Origin of the sequence: Streptococcus sp. 2_1_36FAA (genome assembly GCF_000161955.2) — a bacterium.
GTDB classification, from domain to species: Bacteria; Bacillota; Bacilli; order Lactobacillales; family Streptococcaceae; genus Streptococcus; species Streptococcus gordonii.
In genome coordinates this window covers 420,084-442,225 of the sequence record NZ_KI391975.1, presented here as the reverse complement: position 1 = coordinate 442,225, position 22,142 = coordinate 420,084, and the positions used below count along the sequence as shown (strand labels likewise).

The window sequence follows — 22,142 nt, the reverse complement described above, 5'->3', positions numbered from 1 at the left end:
TCCTTTTCTAATTTCTGAACTTTTTTCATTCAGTCGTTTATTTTTTCCACTTTTTAAAGTAATAATAGAGGCGTGGATACCTGCTAATCAAGACATAGAGAATCTTACGTTTCTTACTAACTCTAGCATTCTTCAAGACAAGAGGTAAATATGGTCTTATCTTCTCCTGAAGTCGCTTGAACTCTGCTGGATCTCCGTCACGAATCATCGTAAAGATAAGAAGACTTCCTGTAAAGAAGCGAGAAATAATGGCTGCTTGGAGTTCCGAATTCTCAGGATAGGTTGCATTCACAACCTCTTTTAAATGATCGATTGCTTCATAAAACTCGTATTGTTTAGGCGTGAAGGCCGAGGCAGTAATGCTACCTGGTCTGTGGTAATAATGGTAAATCGGAAGATGAAACAAGGCCACGGATTGGGCTTGGTTGAGATGCTCACTGATGACATAGAGGTCTTCGTAGATGCGCCCCTTGGGGAAGGGAGCTTTCTCAAGAAGCTCTTTCCGATAGAGTTTCCCACAAGCAGAGACTGTTACAAGATCTCCATAGAGCATCTCAGTTAGAGCCTTTGCCTTGTCATAGACCTTAACTTGGTCTAGATCAAGCTGATCCAAGTGAAAATTTTGAGAACGATGATAGTGAGCTGTTGGCTCTACTTTACCACTAACCATATCTGCTTGGGTACGACCTTGTAGCTCTGCTAGCAATTCCAAGGCGCAAGGTTCCAAATAGTCGTCTGGATCTAGGAAGGTAATCCAGTCACCCTTGGCTTTCAAGACCCCATAGTTCCGAGTATCAGACAAGCCACCGTTGACCTTGTGGTAGCTAGTCACCCAATCATACTGCTGGGCATACTGGTCACACAAGAGACCTGAACCATCACTCGATCCATCATCGACCAAGAGGACTTCCATATCCTTGTAAGTCTGATTTTCTAAACTCTCCATGGCATAATGAAGGTAGTCCTCCACATTGTAAACAGGCACAATTACCGAAATCATCTATTTTTTCTTTCTCTTACTTATTTTTTCAGTTTAAATCTCAAATGAGCTTTTATCTGGAAGCAGTTGGTCCATAGCCTTGACGAAGTCTGTCATCACCTGTTCCTCATCTTGAACGTTGTGTCCGTCATTGATACACATAATTTGGTATTTACCAGAATTCAGTAGCTTCCAAAAATCTGGTCCGGCATTATCCAAAGAAAAGAGTCCCCCTAACTTAGGATTTCCGATAGCGTATTGACCACTAGCGATCTGCCAATATTTAAAGAGCCAAACATTGGTATCAGAGGGACTTCTGAAGCGACTCGCTGAGGTTGTCTTCAAAACTGCTTTTTCCTTTTCCCATACCAAGTCCATTGTTGATTTTAGTAGGGGATAGGGCAGGTGACTCTCCCAGAAACCACAGATAAACTTAGTAGTCCCATAAAGTAAAGTCTTGATTAATTGTTTAATCCCATGCTTAAAGGAAAAAAAGTGACCATTATTTAAAATTTCTTTCTTCGAAAAATGACTAGTGATAATTCCCATATCATTCATTTGGAAATGACCAGTTCCATATCTCTCCGTTGTAATAGGAGCTAAAGCTGTAACATACTTTGGCAAACCATCCTCCGAGAAAAAGTCTATCGGCTCAACTGGAGCCGTCAAATACATATCATCATTAAAAAAGACAAAGTGCTCAGAGAGTCCAGGGATTCGATGGATATTGCTTTCAATAGGATTGGCAGAAAAAACTGGTAGATAGTCATTACAGATAATCTCTGTATGATCTACCAAGACCAATTTTTCACTGTTTATATCTAACCAGCTTGGCTTTTGCTGGTCAGTCACAAGGTAGATCTTATTGACCCAAGGAGCAAATTTTTCCACACCTCTAAACCAGTACTTAAAAGTTCCCCATTCACGATAGGATTTCTCTGAGTTCATACCCTCTTTAAAAGTGTTTATTGAGCCATCGTATTGGGCTTTCTTTTCTCTCCAAACCAAATCATTCCCATCAACCCATGCGACAACAAAATCAATCTTTTCTACCATTCAGTCTCTCCTATTTAAAATCTAACAGTCTTTCCATCAATTTTATAGAGGTATATTGTTCAAAGTATAGTGCCTTTGCTTTATGAACTTTTTGAATAATATCATCAACCATAGGATTGAAATTTTCTATTAGCTGTGCTAGTGCTTCAAAATCCCCTGAAGGATAGAAAGTCACCAGAGATTCATCAACATAATCTCGAACAGAGGGAATATCATTCACAATGATAGGAACTCCTAGAGACATTGCTTGAAGCATAACCATATGACCAGCGGATAAATCAATATCTTTTAACGATAGGACAAGGAAATCAGACTTAGCTAATACATCTCCAAAGGTTTCTACTACTACATCAGATAAAACTTGAATGTTTGAACCATGCGTAGGAACTCTCCATGGCTGAGTTGCAATCACACACGGCATTGAAAGGTTTGAAGTCTCCACTGCCTTGACTAAAGTCTCATAATCTCGGTTACTACCTCCACCTGAAAAGATATACTTAGTTGGTAAAGAACCTTGATAAGTTAGTTGATTATCATAATCTAAGCCGTAATGAATAAATTTAAATTTCTCCTGAAATTCTGGAAAGAGTTCCGAATAATAATGAATTTCTTTTGAACCATAGACTATGATATTACCGATATTCTGGAAAGACTTTTTCACAAGTTGCTTTCGTAAATAATAATAGATTTTATTTTTCTTATTCTCAAACAAAAATCCTGCTAATGTAATTTCCTTGCCACTTTTATTTAAAATTCCTAAAAAGATACCTACAAGAGGATTTACACAAATAATTTTCTTGACATCATATTTTATGAATTTCCGAGCATAATCATAGGACATTTTCCACATTAAAAAATGATACAAAGCACTACCGATGTATTTGAAATTACGTACTCTTCTTATAAGTGGACTTTCATAGTTGGTATAAACTACTCGGCTCCCGCCATGAAGAGACTGATAATGCTCTTCATTCTTTTTTTGTAGCTCACTGTCTAAAATGATTAAATTTTCCATTATACCCCTTATTGTAAATTATCATAAAATTCCGAAAAGTTCTTGATGTAACTCTCCAAAGAAAACAGCTCTTTTTGTCTCTGATATCCTACTCGCCCAAATTTTTCTCTTTTTTCAGAACTATCTAGTAAGAGAGAAATGGCATTAGAAAGTTCTTGAGGACGATTTGGTTTGACTAAGCAACCACTTTTGTCATCTACTACCATTTCAGCTATTCCCCCATTGTTATAACCAACAACTGGTTTTGAACAAGCCATGGCTTCTAGGACTACTGTAGGTAGGGAATCAGGTTTTATACTTGGTAAGACAAAGATATCAAACATATTATAAAGTTCAGAAGTCTTATCGTAGTAATCAATACGATGAATTTGTGACACAACAGATGAAGAAGCTATTCTCTTATCTAGTTCTTCTAAGCGCCATTCTTCACCAGGAAAAACACCTCCAGCTAGGAAAGCCACCGCTTGCTCATTCTTTTCCAAAAGTGGCTCGACTGCTTCTATGAAATCATTTTGTCCTTTGATAGCATTGACCCGACCAATCATGCCAATCACAATTGCATCTTGCGCAATGTCAAATTTTTCACGAATAGAAGACGCATCCATTGGATAATAGACAGTATTATCGACACCGTTATAAATCACTTCCACTTGGCTATCTTTGATAAAGGGAGACTGCTTGATATGATTAGCGACCGCTTGGGACACCGTCACAATCTTGTCTGCATATCGTCCCATGAGCATATTGATAAAGTCAGAAATAGCTTTGGGTTTGACGATAATCTCATGAACATGCCAAATCAAAGGCAGCTTGAGCTTGCGTTTCAAATAGATGCCCTCCAAAACAGCCGCTGTATTATTGTGAACCATATCTATACTGTGTTCTCGAGCATAGAGGGCGATTTGCTTAGCATAGAAATTATAAGAGCGAATATAGTCGGCAATGCCTTTGGGATTAAAATACTTCCTTCGTAAAATCGGATAATCCAACACACTGACCTGAGCCCCAACTTGACGCAAGGCCTCGACTAAAACACCATCATTTGGCAGGATGACGTGAGCTTCAAATTCTTTGGAATCCAATCCTTTGATCAACTCCAGTAAAACCTTATCTGCTCCATACATTTCTGCACCAGCATGCAAGTATAAAATCCGTTTCATTCCCTATCCTTTAAACACTTCTTCATAATCTGACACAATCTTTTCCCATGTGAAAGCTGAGAGGATTCTTTGGCTTGACTTGAAATCCAAGTCAGTTATTGCTGCCTGATCAAATCCTTCTACTTCCTCAATGACACGAGCCAACTCATCTTTTTTCCAATAAATGGCCCCGTCTTCGCCAACCTCACGGTTAAAGCCAACATCTAGCAACAAATTCAGTTTTGTGGATGCTAGGGCTTCCAGTAGAGAAGGGTTGGTCCCTCCAACCTCATGCCCATGGAAATAGGCAAAGGCATGCTCACGGATGTACTTGAGCAACTCTTGGTCATAGACAGTCCCAACAAATTTAACCCTAGGATCTTTATCAAAACCAGTATCCTGTAACAACTGATCGTAAAATTTATTCTGCTCCACATTTGTGATGAGGACAAAGTCCTTTTTGGACTTGGACTTGATAAATTCACGAATCATGGCTTCGTAGTTATTCTCTGGAACGAATCGTCCAACCACTAGGTAGTAATTGCCTTCTGAAACTTGCTTTTCATTAAACCAGGTCCGAACCTTCTCATCCTCCTGGCGTAAGACGGACTTACTGGTATCTGTCCCATAAGCAATGTAAGCCGTTTGGGGCTGATACTTGGCATAATCCTTTTGGATGTAGGATTCAATATTTTTGCTGTCACAAACCAAAAGATCCGCATGCTTGACCATCAGTTGCTCAGAAAACTTCCAGTACTTACGAACAGGAAGGCTCCATTTAGCACGTAGCCATTCATGGCCATCTGGGTTGACCATGAGGGTGCCACCAATAGCCTTGATTTTCTTTTTAATCCCTGCTATGAAAGGGCCGATTCGACAAGCCAATACATAGAAAATCGGCTCCTTGTCTTTTTGTTCTTTAGCCATTTCAATCGCTCGATTGAGCGCAGCGATATCATAAAAAATCGCCCTAGCTGGTCCAATGTTTGGCACATCCACATTATAACAAATAGCACCATTGTGCTCAAATACATCCTCTGTAATGCCTGACTTTGCTGAATTTTCCCGCATACAGGCGACATAGTACTGGATATGCTGACTTTGCTGACAGGCCGTCAACTTTTCAACAAAGGTTTCAAAGCCACCATACTTGGCTGGGATTCCTTTTGAACCTATAATATATACAGCTTTCTTCATTTATTCCTCAAATATATATAATCAGAGGAAGGCGCTTCTACTTAGCACCTTCCTTCCTAAATACAACTTTTATGGTTTTGAGCAAAATCTTAATGTCCCGCCAAATGGTCCAACCGTCCATATAAGCAAGGTCCAGCTTTACAACCTCATCAAAATCTGTGATGGCGCTACGACCACTGACCTGCCAAAGACCTGTAATCCCAGGCTTGAAGCTCAAACGTCTTTTTTGCTCAGGCGTATAGTTACGATATTCGTCTACAGTAGGCGGACGAGTACCTACCAAGCTCATATCTCCAATCAAAACATTATAAAATTGAGGGAGCTCATCCAAACTCGTCTTTCTGATAAAACGACCAATCGGTGTCACTCGAGGATCATTATCCATCTTGAACATACCGCCAGTCATGGTGTTATGTTCCATTAATTCTTTTTTTATTTCCTCGGCATCCACTCTCATAGAACGGAACTTATAGAATTTAAAGAAACGGCCATTTTTCCCAACTCGTTTTTGAACAAAGAAGGCTGGGCCTCCATCCTTACGAATGATTGGGACTAGAACGATACTAACCAAACCACAAACCAAAAGACCAAACAGGGCACCAACAATATCCAAGCACCGTTTAGCTATAACATGGGTTTGCTTATAAAAGTTTGTCGAAAATGTTACCACACTCATTCCAGCAACTTCTTGAATCCGCTTTTCACCTAGAGATAAAAAGTCGAATGCATTTAGATTGACCGAAACATCTATTCCCATACTTTCAAAACGAGAAACTAAATCTCCGATATCATAATCTTCACTCGGCAGATTAATGAAGACTTCATCGACAACCTCTTGTGTTACAAAGTCTACCATATCTTGAGGAGCAACGATGGCCACCTGGGCTTGGCTAAATGTCGTATCATCCATAATGGTCACGCCTACCAATTCCCGGGTAGAGTATTTAGATGAAGTTAGACGTTCATAAGCCTTTTCCAATCGACTGGTTGCTGTAATCAAAAACAATTTTTTCCGATTTTTAAATCTTGAGTAAATGGACTGTTTATATTTTTTGATGATAGAGTCCATCAGATAAATAGCTAGTGAATTTATCAAAAAGAAGTAGACCATTCCTCTTCTTGAGATAGAAAAAGGTTCCTTCAACATAAAAGAAGTAAAGGTAATTGCAATTGAAAATACCAGGTTATATTTTATAGTCTGCAGTAATTCTTCTAAATAACCCCTTGTGTAGAATTTAAAAGAGAAATTACTAATATAAAAAACAATGAAATGCAGAAGATATAAAATGGCAATGGTCTGAGAAGTATATTCTGCTTCTTTGAAAAGGCTAACTATATAAGCTGAAAATAAAACGGCTAGACTTTGAAAAATAACAATTTTGAAATTCTCAAATTCTCTTCTCTCCTCTCCCATTAGTAACCTTCCTTATAATCTATTTTTTCCCATAATTCCCATAGTTCCCGTAATTGCCATAATTACCATAGGAACCATATTTTTCTGATTTAACATCAAATTTATTTAGAACAACACCGAGGAATGGAGTTCCTGTTTGTTCCAACTGCTCTTTAGCTTTTTGTACAGCTTTGCGACTAACTGCGCCTGAAGCTGATACTAAGAAGCTGCCGTCACAACGCTGAGCAATAATCGCTGCATCAATAACCATCCCGATTGGTGGTGTATCGACAACAATATAATCATAATGTTCTCTCAATACACCCATAATGACTTCAAAATTTTTCCCTTGTAAGAGCCCTGTTGGGTTTGGAGATACCTGTCCTGACAAGAAAACATCTAGGTTTGGATAATCAGTGTCCGCCAAAGCTCGGCTAATATCAGCATTACCAGACAAGACCTCTGTCAAACCTTCTACTTTTCTTTGGCTCTTGAAAACCCCTGTCATAACGGAGTTTCGAATATCGGCATCAATCAAGAGTGTTCGATAACCTGCCCGCGCGAAGGCCAAGCTTAAGTTGATGGAAATAGTTGACTTTCCTTCATTTGGCTGAACAGAAGAAACCGCTACAACCTTAATATCAGAACCACTCAACTGAATATTTGTACTCAATGCATTAAAGTATTCTTCCGCCTGATGCATCTCTGCCAATTTATTTTTAATAATTTCTAACGTTGCCATGAGGTCCCTTTCTTACAATTTCTTTAGATTTGGAATAACACCTAGTAGTGTAGCTCCCATCACATCTTCGATGTCTTCTGGCTTTTTCACTCGATCATCTAAAATCTCTACAATCAAGACAATAACAATCATCACCATGGCTCCTGCCAAGAAGCCTAGGATGACATTCCGGCGAATATTTGGAGAAGAGGGTGATTTTGGAACTTCTGCCTCTTCTAAGGTTGTTACATCTGAAACCTTGGTAACAGCAATGATTTTTTCAGCTGCCACTTCACGCAAGGTGTTGGCGATTCGGCTAGCTTGGTTAGGATCGCTATTTTTGACAGTAATGGACACAATCCGCGTATCTGTAGGCACCGAAACACTTACAGACTTGCTTAATTCAGCTGTTGTCCCAGGTAGTTTTAATTCTGAAATAACCGTAGACAATACATCCTGTGATAAAATGATTTCCTTATAGTCCTTAACCAAGTAAGATCCCGCTTGTAGGTCTTGGTTGGTCAGAGTGTTATTATCTGTCTGCTGACGGTTAACAACGTAAATCCGTGTCGTGCTTTGATAAGAGGGCTTAGCAATAAAGAGGCTGTAACCCAAAGCTAAGACAGCTACCACTAAAGCTGTCAACAGAATGATAAATTTTCTTTTCCATACCGTCTTGATTAAAGACAGTACGTCAATTTCGACTAGTTGATTTTCTTTATTCATGTTCCTCTTCCTCTATACTAAGAGCGAAGCTTATATGTATTCACTTCTTAGCAATAATTCCTGATTTTTTCTAAACAACTGCTCTGCATGAGATTCCCCATACTTCTTGGAGATGATTTGGTAGGCCTCTTGCATATAAGGCGGTCGCGGATTCAAATTGTGCATGTCGCTAGCCACGAAATGAACCAGATCTTTCTCCAGAAAGAACTGGGCCCTTTTTTTCATGAATTTATAAGTGTCTCCAAACAGCTTTGGTTTTAAAACACTCGAACTATTAATCTGGGTGTAACAACCCATATTAATCAAGTCGCGCACCTTCTTTTCATCATTTTCCAAGCAATGATAGCGTTCAATATGAGCGACGACAGGTGTAACGCCCAAGCGTAAAACGTTGCTCAGAGCTGTATGAATTTCCTTGTAAGGCGTGATCATACTGAATTCAATTAAAGCATACTGACTATCTGCCAAGCGTGGAATCTTTCCTTGCTCCAGCTTATCCAAAATATCACTTGTATAATATATTTCAGCCCCGTAGAGAACAGTCAAATCATCCGCAATTTCTTTAGCCAGTTCCTGGACTTGTTTGAAGTTTTCTTCAATTTTTGCTTCTGGAGTCTCAAACATCCCTTTCCGACGATGAGAAGTTGAAATGATCGTTCGCACCCCTTGGCGGTAGCTTTCCTCCAGCAAGGCCCTGCTATCCTCTATTGTTTTTGGGCCATCATCAACATCAAAAACGATATGTGAATGAATATCAATCATGGCTTACTTCCCTTCCATAACGGTCTGAATTGCAGACTTCATTTGATCCAGGCTTGCCGGATCAACTTCCAGCATATAAAGGGCAGCTTCTGGCATAGCATATGAAGGCAGACCAGTTTTTCCATTTCCAGTCAAAGCTTGTGACGTAACTGTATAGTTCCCACCTGTTTCCAACTGGGTATTCACAAGATTCATCATGGTTTCTAAGCTCATATTTGTCTGAACAGAATCTTGTAAGCCTGAAATAATACTATTGTAATTCTTCAGAGCATCTGTTGAGGTCAGCTTTTTAATAACAGCAGCGATGACTTTTTCCTGATTCTTTCCGCGGTCGTTATCACCACCCGTCAATGAATACCGTTCCCTGACAAAGCCCAGTGCTTGCTCAGAATTGAGATGAACATTTCCAACCTTGAAGTGGTAATTCCCATGAAGACTTGTGAATTCTTGATCGTTATACACATCAACACCACCCAAAAGGTCAATCAATTTGAGGAAGGAAGTGAAATTCAAACGTACATAATACTGAATATCGATACCATAAAGTTTCTCTAGAGTATGAACCGAAGCATCTATACCATAAATACCCGCATGGGTCAGTTTATCAGGCTGATCCGCACCACCATCCGCAATAGGTACATAGGCGTCACGCGGTGTAGTTGTCAAAAGCACGCGCTTGGTCTTACGGTTAACTGTCATAATGATGTTCACATCCGAACGAGAGACAGATGAGATGCCACCATAGGTATCAATCCCGCTGACATAGATATTAAAGACATCTGCATTGACATCATGCTTCTTAGTTGCAGTCTCAACCTTTTTCGTTAGTTTGTAAGAATACAATTTTTTAACTTTGGAGGCATAGTCAGGATCTTCATTTCGTAGGGTATCCTCAAAAACACTATTGATAACAATAGCTTTTGCATCTCCAGCAAGCAAGGACTTATAAGCTGCTAGATAAGAGCTTGCTGAGTCCACTGTCAATTGGACTTTCTTGGTCTTGGCCAGTTCATCTGTTAAGGCTGCAATGTTTTCACCATCATTATTGGTTGGAGCTAAAACATTGGTTACTTTTTTTATATCTTTAATGTCGCTGTCCGCTGCTACTACAACGCTCATTTCATACTCAGAATAGTTAGAAGTAGAATTCAAACCAGTAGACAAGTCCACCATTTCCTTGACAGCGTACATGGTCCCTGACCCAATCAGCAAGGACAGAAGCAATAATACTGTTGTAAAAATCCGAGCCTTATTAAACCAAATGAAAAGAGCTGCTAGAACTGCTACTAATATCATCACAAAGGTTGAAATAATATTCAAATAACGAAAAGCTAAAATATTATACCTGAAAATATAAAATATCAAGACAGAGATTAATAAAACATAAATGATGAATAAACTAACATTTAAGATTTTAAAACGCCTTGATTTAGCAGTAGTTCCATTACTTTTTTTACGAGACATGCTAAAAACACTTCCTATACATAATTACTCCATCCTATTATATCACAAAAATATTTAGATTCCGCCTTATTTTTAAGAAATTTTTAAGAAATCATAGTAAAGAGCCAAACCATTTTCTCTTCATCTTTTATTAACTTAAGAAAAAGAAAGCAAATACGTCATGAACAAACCAAAATGCATAAATATAGAGTATTTTATAGAGGTTTCAAGGATTTGTTTACAAAAAATGGTCCCATATAACAGGAACCATTTTTAAAATTATATCATAGGCATCTTTGATCTACTTGACCATGATCAGATGAGGCCATCCCGATCAACTTGTTCAAAACTTTCTTTCCCATCATTCAGCTTATCCCAGATGACTACTTGACCTGACTGAAGGGACTTCTGCACATCAATGATGCGCTGATTGGAAGAGCCGCGAAACTGTAACATGAGATTCTTCTTGGTAATGTCAAAACGGCCGTCTACTAGGATATCAATCAGGCTCAGCAGCTCCAGCTTATCCTCCGTTTCCAGCATCATCTCCTCCCAAGTATAGCCCGTCCAGGACCAGATATCCTTGTCTGGAAGCTCTCTCCGAATCCGCTTGACCAAGGGCAGGAGAATGCCTGTGTTGAGAAAAGGCTCGCCGCCTAGAAGGGTCAGCCCCTGCACATAGGGTTCCGCCAAGTCCTTCATGATTTGCTCCTCCAGCTCTTGGGTATAGGGAATACCAGCGTTGAAGGACCAGGTTGCTGCATTATAGCAGCCCTCACAGTGAAACATACAGCCACTGACATAGAGGGAGTTGCGGACACCTTCGCCATCCACAAAGTTAAAAGCCTTATAGTCAATGATTCGCCCCTTACTCAGCTCCTCGCTTTTCCATTCTTGGGGTTTGGGATTGTTCATGCCACTTCTCCATCTAGCTCTATCCAGTAGCGCTCGCTTCCTTGAATGGTATTGTCATAGACGCCACCATTAGCAAGAATCGTTCGCCGGCTAGCTTCGTTTTCTTCATCGCAGGTAATCAGAGCAAAGTCCAAACCAGCTCTCTTCGCCTCTATAAGGCCCAGATGCAGTTGCTCCTGCCCATAGCCCCTGCCTCGTTCCCCCGGTCGAATTGAATAGCCAATATGCCCACCCTCAACAAAGAGTTTTTCATTTAACAAGAGACGCAATGCTAGGAAGCCCAGTGGGTGGTTTTCCTCGTCAACCGAGATAAACTGAATTGCTGGTACCCATCCTTCTGGCAGATTTTCAGCATCCTCCTGCTGTTCTACAATCTTTAACCAATCCTCATAATCCTTGGCCCGCTTCCAAGTGGAGCCCACACCACCATGCATATAAGAATTCGCAGCATCAAATTCAGCAATCATCTCTAAAATCGCATCTTTATCTTCCAAAGTTGGTCGTCGTAACTTCATAGGCTTTCCTCAATCTATATCAATCCAATAACGCTGACTTCTGTCGATTGTATTTTCGTAAACACCGCCAGCAGAGAGAATCGTGCGTCGGCTGGCTTCGTTGTCTTCATCGCAGGTAATCAGCACTCGTTCTAATCCTTGCTTTCTAGCCTCTGCCAGCCCTAACTCTAGTTGCAACTTGGCCAAGCCCTTTCTGCGTTGACTGGGGCGGATAGAATAGCCAATATGTCCACCCTCCACAAATAATTTGTCATTTAAGGACAAGCGCAGAGCTAAAAAACCCAGAGGCAAGCCGGTCTCATCAAAGGATAAAAATTTGATTGCGGGAACCCAGCTTGCTGGCAAATTGGCCGCATCCTCCTGCTGTTCTACAATCTTTAACCAATCCTCATAATCCTTTGCTCGCTTCCAAGCGGAGCCCATGCCACCATGCATATAAGACTTCGCAGCATCAAATTCAGCAATCATCTCCAAAATAGCGTCTTTATCTTCCAAAGTTGGTCGTCGTAACTTCATAGGCTTTCCTCAATCTATATCAATCCAATAACGCTCTTTCCCACCTCGAATATCCTCTAATACTCCACCGTTAGCAAGAATCACCCCTCGGCTGGCAGCATTATCCCTATCGCAGGTCACTAGAGCCCGTTTTATATTTTTACTTTTAGCTACTTGCAAGCCTTGTCTCAGTTGCTCTTTTGCCAGTCCTTTGCCACGCGCAGACGGACGAATACTGTAACCAATGTGCCCACCTTCTTGGAGCAGATGGTCATTGAGTAGCAAACGTAAATTAAGAAAACCCACAGCCTGACCATCCGCAGTAAAAGTCACAAGCTGAATGTAAGGCACAAAACCTTCTGGCAAACCCAGCCCGACTTCAGCCAGCTGAATAGTTTCCAGCCAATCCTCGTAGACAAAATCAGCTCCGCCAAAGAATCCGTCATGCCGGCCACCAGTCGCTTCAAAATCTGCTAACATTTCCAAAATAGTGGCCTTATCCTCTAGTCTTGGTTTCCTTAATTCTACATCCATTTTTCTACCATACTTTACTTCTTCTTGCTAGCCTTTGCCAGAAATTGCTCCCGCAGGCTAGTCACTCGCGCCTTTTTATTGCTAGCTCCTGTAGAATGTTTTTCATGAAAACGTCTTACTTGAGCCTTACCTTTATCGTCTAGTTGATATTTTCCCATTTTTTCTCCTAATGATTAATGAAAAAGAGCGATACATCACACCGATGTTCTGTATCACTCCCGCTTCTTATTTAGTTTTAATCAGATCTCATTTCCTGAAAACTTAATTGTTGAGCCATTCATATGCTTGACCCGAGCAGAAATCTCTTTGTGACGGCCATTAACCATCGGACGAGCTTGCGGATTTCCTAGATAACCACAGGTCCGTTTGACCACGTCAACTGTCTTAGGATCGCTGTTACCACAATTTGGACAGGTGAAACCACGCTCGGTCGGTGTAAAGTCTCCCTCAAAGTCACACTTGTAACAGTGGTCAATTGGCGTATTTGTACCTAAGTAACCAACCCGGTCATAAGCATAGTCCCAGACAGCTTCCAAGGCTTTTGGATTTTGTTGCAAGACAGGATATTCACAGTAGTGGATAAAACCACCTGAGGCCCCCACTTCTGGATAAATTTTCTCAAAGTCCAATTTTTCAAAAGGTGTTGGATTTTTACGCACATCGTAGTGGAAAGAGTTGGTATAGTATTCCTTGTCTGTAATATCTGGAACAAGGCCAAACTTCTCAGTATCCAACCGGCAGAATCGGTCGGTCAGACTTTCAGATGGCGTCGAATAAACAGAGAAATGATAGTCATATTCGTCTGACCATTCACCAACCAAACGCTTCATTTCTTTGACAATATCCACTGTAAATTCTTTGGCTTCTGGATTGTCTTCCCATTCTCCACCATAAAAAGCAGTTGCAACTTCGTAAAGACCGATATAACCAAGTGAAACTGTTGCTCTGCGGTGAGTAAAGAGCTGGTCAACTTGATCATATTTGCCTAGGCGTTTGCCAAAAGCACCGTATTGATACAAGATTGGAGCATTTGCTGGCGTTGCTTCCTTGGTCCGCTCTACCCGATAGACCAAAGCATCCTTAGCAATAGCCAGTCGCTCAGCGAATAAGGACCAGAATTTATCCTTATCTCCTTCAGCTTCCAGTGCAATCCGAGGTAGGTTGACAGTCACAACTCCCAGATTCATACGGCCAGAATTGACTTCTTGGCCATTCTCATCCTTCCAACCTTGGAGGAAGGAACGGCAACCCATCGGAACCTTGAAAGAGCCAGTCAAGTCAATGATTTTATCATAAGATAAGACATCCGGATACATCCGTTTCGTCGCACATTCCAGCGCTAGCTGTTTGATATCGTAGTTAGGACTTCCTGGCTCTAAATTAAGGCCACGCTTAAGAGTGAAAATCAACTTAGGAAAGATAGCCGTCCGATGTTCACTTCCCAAGCCCTTGATACGGATGTTGAGAATTGATTTTTGAATCTCGCGTTCAAAGCGATTGGTTCCCAGACCAAAACCTAAAGAAGTGAAGGGGGTTTGTCCATTAGAGGTAAAGAGCGTGTTAATCTCATACTCTAAGGACTGCATAGCATCATAGATATCTTTTTTAGTTTTTTCCCAAGCGTAATCAGCTCTTTTATCAGCTAGCACCCAATCTTTGGCATCTCTTAAATGCTTCTCGTAATTGAGTTCTGCGTAAGGAGCTAAGACTTCATCGATTCGGTCAGCTGAACAGCCTCCATACTGACTAGAAGCTACATTGGCAATAATCTGCGAGATTTGAGCTGTCGCAGTCTGAATAGACTTAGGACTCTCTACTTCGGCATTTCCAATCTTGAAACCATTTTTTAGCATGCCCTTAAAATCAATCAAGCAGCAGTTGGTCATTGGTGTATAAGGGCTATAATCCAAATCATGGTAGTGGATATCGCCCTTTTGATGGGCATTGGCTACGTGAGGAGGTAGCATCTTAAGACCGATGGACTTACCAACAATACCCGCTGTTAAATCCCGTTGGGTGTTAAAAACATCGCTGTCTTTGTTGGCATTTTCGTTGACCACTGTTTGATCTTTATTGAGCAATTTGTCAATAGTAAAATTAATATCGGTTGCCTGAGAACGGTCAAAGTCACGCTGGGTTCGATACGAGATATAGGCCTTGGCAATAGCATATTCATTGGCATTCAAAAGCTCATGCTCAACGATGTTTTGGATTTCATAAATCTTCACATCCTGAGAAAAACGATGAGTGATTTCAGCAACAATCTTCTCCGTAATTCCTTCAAGCTTGGCTTCAAGCAAAGGAGACATGGGCGTCACTTCACAGGCCGCTTTGACCAAGGCTTTATAAATCTTGTCAACGTCAAAATTCACGCGCCGTCCATCGCGTTTAACTACATAAATATTAGGAATACAGGTCACTGTTTCTTCTCTTAAAGTAATCATTTCCTATCCTCCAATCGTACATGACACATTATAACACTATAAAATAAAAAATCAATATGTTGTGCCAAAATTTTATTTTTTTTATTTTAGGCACAACATATTGATTGAATTATTTAAGCTCGTAAAGCTTGAACTGGCTAGTATCTAGACCAATTTTCTTATAATTTGAAGATATTATTTTTTTGACTTTCCCTAGTAGAGGGACTTTTTTGTTGACCACAATATAGCGTGGCAGATTCGCATCTAACTGATTTCCCAATAAAATCTTATTCTCTTCGGTATCTAAGTATAATTTAGGACTTAAGATGGTTGCCGCAGACAAACGGCCGGTTGATTGGTAGAGACTGGCTGTGCTGTCCCAAGCATAGATTTTATCGTCCTTAGCTGACTCCTCACGGATATACTTACTAACCACAGCGCGTTCTGCTTCTTCCTCACCAGATAATAGATAGCGTTGAACAACCGGTGATGCGACTAAAAAGGCCATCGCTAACACAGGTAAAAATAAATTTCCAACAAAATAATTTTTCCAAATAGAAGGAGTCCGTCTTTTTCTCGTATGACGTCCTTCTGAAAAATTCTTGTTAAACCAAATCGCCAAGAGAATTACCACAAAGGGAATCATCGGCAACAACTGGAAATTCCCCTGACTTGGCAGAAAGATATTGACTAGGAACAGAGTTAAAATTCCTAAAACCCCCAAATATCGGAAAGGTTTTGCATTTTTCTCTACCAAAGATACCATTCCCATAACCAAGGCTGTTAGGAAACCAAGACCTATGAACAGTCCGCTCATTATGAGTAAAGCAGGAAGATTAGATACTTGTAAGCTCAGACTTTCAAAGATATGCGTCACTTGGCTAATAGCTACACCAAAAGTTCCCTTCCAAACAGTGTAGTATCCCAGCGGATAAAAGACCAGTGAAAAGCCAAGTAAACTAGCTAAAAACTGATAAAATCCTCGTGCCAAACGTTTACGGGCAATGTGAAAAATGGTCCAAACAAGAAACACCAAACCATAGAACACAATACTAGTGAACGGATCCACCATGAAAGCCAAGGCTCCAATAGCTCCCAGCAAGATAAAACCATTATCTCCTACTTGATCATTGACATAGCGAGCTAAGAAATTTAGGCTCCACACGATAAAAGGAAGAACAAAAATACTTGCATATAGGCCACCAAAACCAAGAGTTATGACCAAAAGATAAAAAAGCGGAAGCAGTTGCTGCGCCAGAACCTTTTTTCCAGTCATTTGATAGATAAACTGAAAAAGGAAAATTCCAGCTATAAAGAGGGCTAAAAATTGCAGGACAGCAAAAAGAAGACTTCCCATAAAGAGGTTTCCCAACCATGCCATCACATAATACAACATGCCACTCGTGCCATAAAATTGACCGTAAGCTACTTGACCCTGGGTCATTGCCCAGCCTGCATACAGATTTTGCGTCTGTAGATTTGTCGCCAACGAAGCAAATAAGGGATTGGCCACGCTGAAAAAGCTAGCTATGAAACTCCAGAGCAACAATTGTCCAAAAGGAGCACTCGCAGGTTTCAAGCTCTCTTCTTGAAGTTGCGTTCCCGCTTTCGCTTCTTCTGGCTGGATTTCTTGTTCTTTCTTTTCTTCTATTTTCGTTTCAAGTTGCACTTCTGCCTCTTGATTGTCGAATTCATCAAACATAATAACTCTCCTCAATATAGTCTTTACTAGTATATCAAAAAGTCTTCTGTCTGTCAGTTTTCCATTTACACTCCTCTCGAAAGACTGACCTACTTGGCAGATTCTACTTCTAGCTTTAAGGCCTGCTTGTCTTTGGTCGCTTTAGACTTTGCCAAGGTTTCTAATTCCCGAAATCTTAGGTAGATTTTTGAAAACGGCCTTTCTGACTTTCTTTGAACAAACTCTAATTTCATGAAAAACTCCTTTTACTTTTTTATTCGTAAAAAAATGAGAAGGAAATTTGTACCCTCAATAGAGTAAAACAAATCCTTCTCATTAGGTTTATCATGATCAAAGCATTGGCGCAAAAAGCTGAACAATCTCTTTCAGAAGATTTTGGTACCAAGTAGACTTAAAGATACCGTCATGAACCTCTGTTGACACCTCAAAAATATTTTCAAAATCGGCTTTTATGTCTGCTAAAGCCGGTACTTTATATAAAAGTACAGCATTCTCATAGTGATGGACCAAGCTACGGTAGTCAAAGTTTATGGTGCCTACTACTGCTAGTTCATCGTCCGCGATCACATTCTTACTATGAACAAAGCCCGGTGTATATTCGTAAATGCGCACCCCAGCATCTAAAAGCTCACGATAAGATCCTCGGGTGATCGGTTGAATAAGCTTCTTATCTGTAATATAAGGCGTGACAATCCGAACATCCACTCCCCGCATGGCAGCATTTTTTATATTTTCAGTTAAGTCATAGTCAATAATCAAATAAGGACTGGTGATATAGACATAGTCCGTTGCCTGACTGATAATATTCTGGTAAACATTTTTCCCGACCTGTGTTCGGTACATAGGCTTAGGTCCACTCCCATATGGAATATAGAGGCCATCACCTTCTACTGCTTTGTTTTCTAAATGATACTTATCAAAATCCGTAATTTCACCTCGGTTGATGTACCAATTCATTAGAAAAAGCCTGGTCAACGCCTTAACGGCCCGACCATCTAAGCGGATCCCACCATCTTTCCAATGGCCGAAGCGGACAATATGATTAATGTATTCGTCAGCCATATTGATACCACCCGTGTAGCCAATCTGACCATCAATCACTAGAATTTTACGATGATCTCGGTTGTTGTAGGCCACCGTCATACGCGGGATCACCTTATTGAACTTATGTGCATCAATCCCAAAGGAACGTAAAGTTTCTGTATAATCTCCTGGTAAAGTCGCCATACAGCCGATGTCATCATAGAGAAGCTTGATTTCTACTCCTTGAGTAGCCTTTTCCTTCAAAATCTCCAGAATACTATTCCACATCTTACCTTCTTCGATAATATAGTATTCCAGAAAGATGAATTTTTCTGCTGATTTCAGGTCTTCTAAAAGGGTAGCATACATCTCTTCTCCCAAAGCAAAATACTGAGAAGCAGTCCCATCGTAAACATCCGCATTATGGTCCATACTGAGCAAGGATTTAACTATCCCAAAAGCTGATTTGTTTTTCTTTTTCAGGTCCAATCTCAGCTCATAACTATTGTCCTCACGAAACTTCATGGAATCCATGCTACGCAACTGCTTCATTTCTTTCCGAGACAGCCTGCGTTCTCCAAACATGAGATAAATCAGAGGCCCTACAACTGGAATAAAAGTAACCAAAAGCCAGGTTACTTTGCTTTCAGGTGTCATAGAACGATTGACAATCGAAAAAATCGTACCAACTGTTAATAAGGTGACTACAAGAATCCATAAATCCTTATTAATTTCACCTAAATAAAAGAAAAGCCAAAATATAAAGAAGAGTTCCAGTAGCATGACAATGATGCTGAAACCATATTTTGACATCAATAAGCGAAACTTTCTCACACACCTACTCCTCAATTTTCTTATATTTAAGTATAGCGGGGCCTTCTCAATAAATCAAGCAAAAACAGACTGGTCTTCTGATAGATATAAAAAAACAAGACTGGAGTACCCAGTCTTGTGAAGTCTTATTGTTTAGTGAAGATAATTGTGTCATCTTGATCCTGCTCTTGATCAATATCTTCCACAGTCAGTTGATTGCCATTGATATAGTAGCGATGAACATCGTCGCCAATAATCATTCGCTGATTCGTGCTATCAATTTCGACTTGCTCGATCTCTTTCTCACCATCTCGCTCCAAGGTAGTCAAGGTTCCTTTACCAGATGAAATCGTTAAGGTCAATTGATCACCTTCATGCGTAGCTGTATAGGTTCCGTCCAATTCTGTACTTGTAGTGGTTGTTGCTGACGAAGAAGAGGTCGAAGTCGTTGCACTACTTGAACTTGAAGCAGAAGTTGAAGTTGACGTCGAACTTGAAGATGCCGAAGAGTTTGAAGCTTGACTGGCTTGAGATGGCTGAGTTTGACTATTGCCATTGCTACAAGCTGCCAAAGCAAGAGCTACTATAGCTGTTAGGGATAAAATCGTCGCTTTTTTTGAAAAAGTCATAATCCTTCCTCCTTTAATCATAGGGGGTTTTAGAGCTGGCACAGAAGTATGTTTTGCCTACTTTTTGTTAGTTCCATCCTCATTATAACAAAGACCTTTTCCAACCGTCAATTTATCTCTCCTTTTAAAAACTGACGTACCTCCGCAATGAAATAGAGAGACCCAGTTACAAACAATAAACGATGAGGATTATCATCCTGCAAATAGTCTTTTAGAAAAGCTTGGTAATCCCTGATAAAAGGGAGTTGTCCTGCTTCTTGCTCGCCTATCGTTTCACCATATGAAAAACTAGTCAACGACAAACTTGCCTGAGGTAGTTCCTCTTGCAAATAATGAAGCATTTCCGAATAGTCTTTTCGCTTTAATGCCCCAAACAAGATCAGAATCTCTTTGTCCTTTTCTTGCTTAATAAACTCGACCAAGCGCTCAACTGCAGGTAGATTATGAGCTCCATCTAAATAAATGCCATCGCAGACTCTTTCCAAACGGCCCGCCCAGCTAGTTTGAGCTAAAGCTTTTTTTACTAAACTCAGATCTAGATTCCATGACTGACGCTCCATAAATAAAAGAAAAGCTTCCACAGCCACAGCCGCATTTTCTTCCTGGTAGGTCCCTGACAAGCCCAATTCTACATCTAGCCAAGAGAAGTCACGAGCCCGAAGTTCCTTGTTCTCGAGAGAAAAATCTTGGCCATACTCATATAAGTCGATATTCAACTCCTTTGCCCGCTCTCGACAAACTTGTCGTGCAACTTCTGGCAAAGGACCGATAACAGCAGGACTGCCTACTTTAAAAATCCCTGCTTTTTGCTCTGCAATCTCCTCAAGTGTCGTTCCCAAGGTTTCCTGATGATCAAGGCCAATAGATGTAATGACTGAGACACTTCCTGTGATGACATTCGTTGTATCTAGCAAACCACCTATCCCCACCTCAATCAAGGCCACATCCACCTCTTGCTCTGCAAAATACAAAAAGGCTATTAAACTGAGGATTTCAAAATAAGAAAGTTGATCCTGGGGCAACAGTGCGTTTTGCTCCATCTTACGCACTTGATCACCCAACCTAGAGAAATCACTCTCCGAAATCGGCTTCCCATTTAAGCAAATCCGATCATGAACAGTTTCCATATGAGGCGAGGTAAAGGTACCAACCTTCTTTTGATGTTGGTCAAATAAGTTTTGCAAAAAGGCCACTGTTGATCCTTTACCATTCGTTCCAGTTACATGAATGGTTGGGTAGGCTTTTTCTGGATGACCAAGCAAACGGATTGCCTGCTCCATTCTCCCAAGTCCAGTCCGAAAATTTAGTCCGATTCGGCTGTCCAGCCAGTTTTCTATCTTCTCCATCTTTACTCCTAGTAAAAAGAGAGCCGAGTGAATGATCAACCAGCTCTCTTTTTTCAATTAATCATATAGCTTACGTTTGAGACTCCGAGTTAACAATAAACTATCTGTTTAACAAATTTAGGTATTCGTTCCTTTTAACCAGAACGAAATAAATATATCCAGGACATCTATACCAGCCTCGCTCATTGAGCGAACTGAGGCAGTCTCTAGATTTGCCTTGCTTTTTTAGTTGACAAAGGCAGAAATACTCTTACTCTTCCATGAAGCTGTTGAAAACTTCTTCAATCATATTCCATTCTTCTTCAGCATCTTCTGGAATAGGCTGAAGGTCACCTTCAGTTCCATCTTCATTTTCTGTGAATGAGTATGCTTGAATTTCAACTTCACCATTTTCATCTTCTTCAGCATTAGCTGGTACAAGAAGGACATAATTCTTTCCAAATTCTTCCATACCGTCAATGGTCAAGAGAATTTCAAACAAGGTTTCATTGCCTTGCTCATCCACCAAAGTAATCAATTCGCGCTCTTCATGTTCGTGGTCATGGTTATGATCATGTGCCATATTCATCTCCCTCAATCTTTCTAATAATTTCTATCTAAATAATTCTGTAAAATCAGCTGGGCCGCTAATTTATCAATCACTTTTTTGCGTTTGTTCCGGCTAACATCTGCTTGCTCAATTAGCATTCGCTCAGCTGCCACTGTTGTTAAGCGCTCATCTTGATACTCAACCGGCAAGCCAAACAACTCTGTCACCTTAGCTCCGTAGGCCCGACTGGCTTCTACACGGGGACCACTAGTATTATTCATATTTTTAGGAAGACCGATGACAAACTTATCAACCTTGTATTCGGCAACAAGCTCACCAAGGCGCTCAAAACCAAACTCTTCCTGATCTTCATTGATCTGGATAATTTCCAAACCCTGAGCTGTAAACCCAAGCGGGTCGCTAATAGCCACTCCCACTGTCTTAGAGCCCACATCCAATCCCATAATTCTCATTAAAGATCGATGCCCTGCCCTTTCAAATAATAACGAACCAATTCTTCAACAATCTCATCGCGTTCATATTTGCGAATCTGATTGCGAGCATTGTTATAACGAGGTACGTACGCAGGATCCCCACTGAGAACATACCCAACGATTTGGTTGATTGGATTGTAGCCTTTTTCATTCAGTGATGTATAAACATCCGTCAACGTTTCGCTAATCTCTTTTTTATTTGAATCGTCGAGATTAAAACGTACTGTTTCATCTGTAAATCCCACAATTACACCCTCTTTCGTTAGAATATTATCATTATACCATATTTCAGA

The 22,142-nt window shown here is 40.4% G+C and carries 24 protein-coding genes; all 24 read right to left on the bottom strand.

Annotation, left to right across the window (positions count from 1 at the left end; translation table 11 throughout):
* Nucleotides 1-37: 37 nt before the first annotated feature.
* Nucleotides 38-1,000 carry a glycosyltransferase family 2 protein gene (locus tag HMPREF0847_RS07565; protein ID WP_008809946.1) on the bottom strand — a complete coding sequence of 321 codons (963 nt, stop codon included), beginning with the start codon at nt 998-1,000 and terminating at the stop codon, nt 38-40.
* A 33-nt stretch (nt 1,001-1,033) separates the two neighbouring features.
* Nucleotides 1,034-2,035, bottom strand: a complete 1,002-nt coding sequence (gene wefC, locus HMPREF0847_RS07560) for a receptor polysaccharide phosphotransferase WefC (protein WP_008809947.1) — start codon at nt 2,033-2,035, stop codon at nt 1,034-1,036.
* 10 nt (nt 2,036-2,045) lie between these two features.
* A complete protein-coding gene (locus tag HMPREF0847_RS07555; RefSeq protein ID WP_020992762.1) occupies nt 2,046-3,050 on the bottom strand; it encodes a glycosyltransferase in 1,005 nt (334 codons plus the stop codon).
* 8 nt (nt 3,051-3,058) lie between these two features.
* Nucleotides 3,059-4,210 carry a glycosyltransferase family 4 protein gene (locus HMPREF0847_RS07550; protein WP_008809949.1) on the bottom strand — a complete coding sequence of 384 codons (1,152 nt, stop codon included), beginning with the start codon at nt 4,208-4,210 and terminating at the stop codon, nt 3,059-3,061.
* Between the two features lie 3 nt (nt 4,211-4,213).
* Nucleotides 4,214-5,386 (bottom strand): beta 1-4 rhamnosyltransferase Cps2T, encoded by a 1,173-nt coding sequence (cps2T, locus tag HMPREF0847_RS07545; protein ID WP_008809950.1) that lies wholly within the window; start codon nt 5,384-5,386, stop codon nt 4,214-4,216.
* A gap of 37 nt (nt 5,387-5,423) precedes the next feature.
* The gene (locus tag HMPREF0847_RS07540) at nt 5,424-6,800 is read right to left on the bottom strand and encodes a sugar transferase (RefSeq protein WP_008809951.1); all 1,377 of its coding nucleotides are present in this window, start codon (nt 6,798-6,800) and stop codon (nt 5,424-5,426) included.
* Nucleotides 6,801-6,819: 19 nt separating this feature from the next.
* Nucleotides 6,820-7,521, bottom strand: coding sequence for a tyrosine-protein kinase (locus HMPREF0847_RS07535; protein WP_008809952.1), 702 nt, complete (start codon nt 7,519-7,521; stop codon nt 6,820-6,822).
* 12 nt (nt 7,522-7,533) lie between these two features.
* Nucleotides 7,534-8,226: a Wzz/FepE/Etk N-terminal domain-containing protein gene (locus HMPREF0847_RS07530; RefSeq protein ID WP_008809953.1), complete on the bottom strand. Its 693-nt coding sequence runs from the start codon at nt 8,224-8,226 to the stop codon at nt 7,534-7,536.
* 30 nt (nt 8,227-8,256) lie between these two features.
* Complete coding sequence (gene cps4B, locus HMPREF0847_RS07525; protein ID WP_008809954.1) at nt 8,257-8,988, bottom strand: capsular polysaccharide biosynthesis protein Cps4B; 732 nt, start codon at nt 8,986-8,988, stop codon at nt 8,257-8,259.
* 3 nt (nt 8,989-8,991) lie between these two features.
* On the bottom strand, nt 8,992-10,452 hold the full coding sequence (cpsA, locus tag HMPREF0847_RS07520) for an LCP family glycopolymer transferase CpsA (protein ID WP_008809955.1): 1,461 nt from the start codon (nt 10,450-10,452) through the stop codon (nt 8,992-8,994).
* Nucleotides 10,453-10,746: 294 nt separating this feature from the next.
* On the bottom strand, nt 10,747-11,346 hold the full coding sequence (gene nrdG, locus HMPREF0847_RS07515; RefSeq protein ID WP_008809956.1) for an anaerobic ribonucleoside-triphosphate reductase activating protein: 600 nt from the start codon (nt 11,344-11,346) through the stop codon (nt 10,747-10,749).
* Nucleotides 11,343-11,861, bottom strand: coding sequence for a GNAT family N-acetyltransferase (locus tag HMPREF0847_RS07510; protein WP_008809957.1), 519 nt, complete (start codon nt 11,859-11,861; stop codon nt 11,343-11,345). The genes nrdG and HMPREF0847_RS07510 overlap by 4 nt, the downstream gene beginning before the upstream one ends.
* A 9-nt stretch (nt 11,862-11,870) precedes the next feature.
* Complete coding sequence (locus HMPREF0847_RS07505; RefSeq protein ID WP_008809958.1) at nt 11,871-12,377, bottom strand: GNAT family N-acetyltransferase; 507 nt, start codon at nt 12,375-12,377, stop codon at nt 11,871-11,873.
* 9 nt (nt 12,378-12,386) lie between these two features.
* Complete coding sequence (locus HMPREF0847_RS07500) at nt 12,387-12,890, bottom strand: GNAT family N-acetyltransferase (protein ID WP_008809959.1); 504 nt, start codon at nt 12,888-12,890, stop codon at nt 12,387-12,389.
* A 14-nt stretch (nt 12,891-12,904) separates the two neighbouring features.
* The gene (locus HMPREF0847_RS11380) at nt 12,905-13,048 is read right to left on the bottom strand and encodes a hypothetical protein (protein WP_008809960.1); all 144 of its coding nucleotides are present in this window, start codon (nt 13,046-13,048) and stop codon (nt 12,905-12,907) included.
* Between the two features lie 81 nt (nt 13,049-13,129).
* Nucleotides 13,130-15,334, bottom strand: coding sequence for an anaerobic ribonucleoside-triphosphate reductase (nrdD, locus tag HMPREF0847_RS07495; RefSeq protein WP_008809961.1), 2,205 nt, complete (start codon nt 15,332-15,334; stop codon nt 13,130-13,132).
* Nucleotides 15,335-15,443: 109 nt separating this feature from the next.
* The gene (locus HMPREF0847_RS07490; RefSeq protein ID WP_020992761.1) at nt 15,444-17,015 is read right to left on the bottom strand and encodes a hypothetical protein; all 1,572 of its coding nucleotides are present in this window, start codon (nt 17,013-17,015) and stop codon (nt 15,444-15,446) included.
* Nucleotides 17,016-17,104: 89 nt separating this feature from the next.
* Entirely contained in the window at nt 17,105-17,248 is a 144-nt protein-coding gene (locus HMPREF0847_RS11270) for a hypothetical protein (protein ID WP_020992760.1), read from the bottom strand.
* Between the two features lie 97 nt (nt 17,249-17,345).
* Nucleotides 17,346-18,851: a cardiolipin synthase gene (gene cls, locus HMPREF0847_RS07485; protein WP_037622495.1), complete on the bottom strand. Its 1,506-nt coding sequence runs from the start codon at nt 18,849-18,851 to the stop codon at nt 17,346-17,348.
* Between the two features lie 146 nt (nt 18,852-18,997).
* Nucleotides 18,998-19,480, bottom strand: a complete 483-nt coding sequence (locus HMPREF0847_RS07480; RefSeq protein WP_008809964.1) for an SP_0198 family lipoprotein — start codon at nt 19,478-19,480, stop codon at nt 18,998-19,000.
* Nucleotides 19,481-19,587: 107 nt separating this feature from the next.
* Nucleotides 19,588-20,826, bottom strand: coding sequence for a bifunctional folylpolyglutamate synthase/dihydrofolate synthase (locus HMPREF0847_RS07475; RefSeq protein ID WP_008809965.1), 1,239 nt, complete (start codon nt 20,824-20,826; stop codon nt 19,588-19,590).
* Nucleotides 20,827-21,076: 250 nt separating this feature from the next.
* Complete coding sequence (locus HMPREF0847_RS07470; protein ID WP_008809966.1) at nt 21,077-21,388, bottom strand: DUF1292 domain-containing protein; 312 nt, start codon at nt 21,386-21,388, stop codon at nt 21,077-21,079.
* A 20-nt stretch (nt 21,389-21,408) separates the two neighbouring features.
* A complete protein-coding gene (ruvX, locus tag HMPREF0847_RS07465) occupies nt 21,409-21,828 on the bottom strand; it encodes a Holliday junction resolvase RuvX (RefSeq protein WP_008809967.1) in 420 nt (139 codons plus the stop codon).
* Nucleotides 21,828-22,094 carry an IreB family regulatory phosphoprotein gene (locus HMPREF0847_RS07460; RefSeq protein ID WP_008809968.1) on the bottom strand — a complete coding sequence of 89 codons (267 nt, stop codon included), beginning with the start codon at nt 22,092-22,094 and terminating at the stop codon, nt 21,828-21,830. The genes ruvX and HMPREF0847_RS07460 overlap by 1 nt, the downstream gene beginning before the upstream one ends.
* Nucleotides 22,095-22,142 lie beyond the last annotated feature (48 nt).